Source organism: Agromyces binzhouensis, from assembly GCF_004135055.1.
GTDB lineage: Bacteria > Actinomycetota > Actinomycetes > Actinomycetales > Microbacteriaceae > Agromyces > Agromyces binzhouensis.
In genome coordinates this window covers 1-2,372 of record NZ_SDPL01000451.1, presented here as the reverse complement: position 1 = coordinate 2,372, position 2,372 = coordinate 1, and the positions used below count along the sequence as shown (strand labels likewise).

The 2,372-nt window shown below is 74.2% G+C and carries 2 protein-coding genes; both read right to left on the bottom strand.

The window, feature by feature from the left end:
* Positions 1-973 (bottom strand): cell division protein PerM (locus ESO86_RS15530; protein ID WP_129235777.1); only part of this gene is annotated, 973 nt, incomplete at its 3' end.
* 101 nt (positions 974-1,074) lie between these two features.
* Positions 1,075-2,372 (bottom strand): hypothetical protein (locus tag ESO86_RS19180; protein ID WP_165308010.1); only part of this gene is annotated, 1,298 nt, incomplete at its 5' end.

The window sequence follows — 2,372 nt, the reverse complement described above, 5'->3', positions numbered from 1 at the left end:
GGCCGACGAGCACCGCGCCGCCGAAGCCGAGGAGCACGGGCAGCGCGAGCCAGAGCACGCCGAGCGGCGCGCCCTCGGCGGGCAGCGCACCGAGGATCGGCAGGCCCGGCACCGGTCCGATGAGCGTCACGCTCGGCGACACGATCGTGCCCGCGCCGAGCGCGAAGCCGGGGCCGAGCATCCACGAGGCGGCCCAGACGATGAGGTTGGGCATGAGCGCGAGCTCGATGAGGGTGATCGCGATGCCGCCGTCGACGCCGGCGCCGAGCGCCTGGTACAGCCCGATGATCGTCGGGTGGTCGATGACGATGCGAACGGCGAGGATCGCCGCGGCGACCCCGACCACGCCGACCGCCGAGCCCACGCCGATCCGGATCGCCGAGCGGATGCCCGCCCAGGCGACGAACGGGAGGGAGTCGAGCCGATCGCGCACCGCGCTCGTCGCGGCATCCGTCGCCCAGCCGGAGCGGCCGAAGGCGACCATCACGCCGGCGAGCACGCCGCCGCCCATCACGACCCCGGGCAGCACCGCCGCCTGCCAGACCACCGGTTGCGCCACCGGTGCCGCGGCGAGCACGGCGAGCGCCGCGCCCAGCAGCCCCGTCACGAGCACCGCCGAGACCGCTCCGACGATCGGCGTCCCGGTCGCGGTCGCCCGGCGGCCGATGCGCAGGCCGAAGAGGAAGGTCAGCAGGGCGAAGCCGAGCAGCGCGATCCCGATCGTGAACGGCGCATCCGCGCCGGCGACGCCGACCACGGCCGCCGTCGCGGCGTCGAGGTGCACGACGACGTCGACGCCGTGACCGATGAGCCACGCGTCGGCCGCCGCGCGGAAGAACGCGTCGACGGGGGCCGCGAGGCCGAAGTGGACCGCCCAGAGCAGCATGAGGGGCACGAGCGCGAGCCCGACGCCGACGAGCACGGCGACCGTGGCCTCGAGGGCGGCCAGCAGGGCGATCGTGGTGCGTCTCATCGCACGCGAGCCTAACGCGAGCGCCACCCGTCGGCCCTCACGACGTGCGGTCCGGGGGCGAGCGGATGACGCGCCGGCGCGTCAGGCGGGGGTCGCCGACGTCACGAGGTCGCCACGGGGACCGACTCGGCCTCCGATTCCGCCTCCGCCGCCTCCGTGACGGGCTCGGGCCGACGCAGGAGTTCGACCACGAGCACGGCGAGCAGCGCGACGACCACCGTCCAGACGACGGTCGACGATGAGAGCGGCCTCGAGAACCACAGCACGGCCGCGGCGATCACGGCGATCGCGGCGTAGGCGACGACCCGCCAACGGTGCAGCCCGGAACCGAACCGCCCGGTCGTGATGCCGTGGGCCTCGGCACTGCCGCGCACGGCGCCGAATGCGTCGTCGGAGAACCCGCGGACGCGCCGCGCCGGAGCCCACGGCCCCGACAGCCAGGCGATGATCGCGACGGCGATCGCGAGCACGGTGAACGCCGTGAGCGTGGAGACCATCAGCTCGGTCAGTCCGCCGAAGATCGACTCGGCGGCCTGCTTCGGCATGATCGACGGGCTCACGGTGCCGACGAAGAAGAGCCTGCCGGTGCCGAACCCCGCGAGCGTCAGGAGCATGACGAACGCGAGCCCGCCCGCGGTCCAGGCGAGCGCGACGCTCCGACGCTTCGCGACCACGACCCCGGCGGCGAGCAGGAGGAGCGTGACCAGCGGCAGCCAGGTGCCGACCGCCACGGCGAGCGTGTAGATGGTCTGGACGAGCACGAGCGAGTCGGCCTGGGCGACCTGCACGCTCCGCTCCACGACCGGGATGGCCGAGGCGAAGCCGACGCCCTGCTCGCCGAGCCGTTCCTTCACGGCCTCGATGATCGGGCCGAGCTGCACCGAGAGCGTGCCGTCGCCGCCGATCTCGAGCATCGCCTCCGGGTCGCCCTGGAGGGCCGCCGTGAACTGCGTGTGGCTCGCCCGGAGCGCGGCGTCCCAGACGTTGGCGAACGCCTCCGACTGGATGACGCGGTCCACCGTCGACGACAGCAGTGAGTTGAGGCCCTGCGCCGCTGGCGCCTCGAGCAGCGACAGCGCGTCCTCGGCTCGGGGCGGCAGGTCGAGGGCGCGGATGCCGTCGAACACGTCGGAGGTGAGCTGCGGGATGTCGACCTGCTCCTCGATCGCCTGCGTGACCTCGTCCGCGAGGAACGCCTGCACGGCGGGGTCCTCGGCGAGCGGGCCGAAGGTCGCGACGAATCGATCGGTATCGACGAGCTCGGCGCGCGCCCATGCCGTGATCACCGCGATCGGCGCGAGCAGGAGGCCGACCACGACGAGCACGACCGCGGCCGCGGTCCGTCCGCGGCGGCGCTTCGGCCGTTCGGGTCCGGCGGATGCCGCGGCGGCGACGTCGG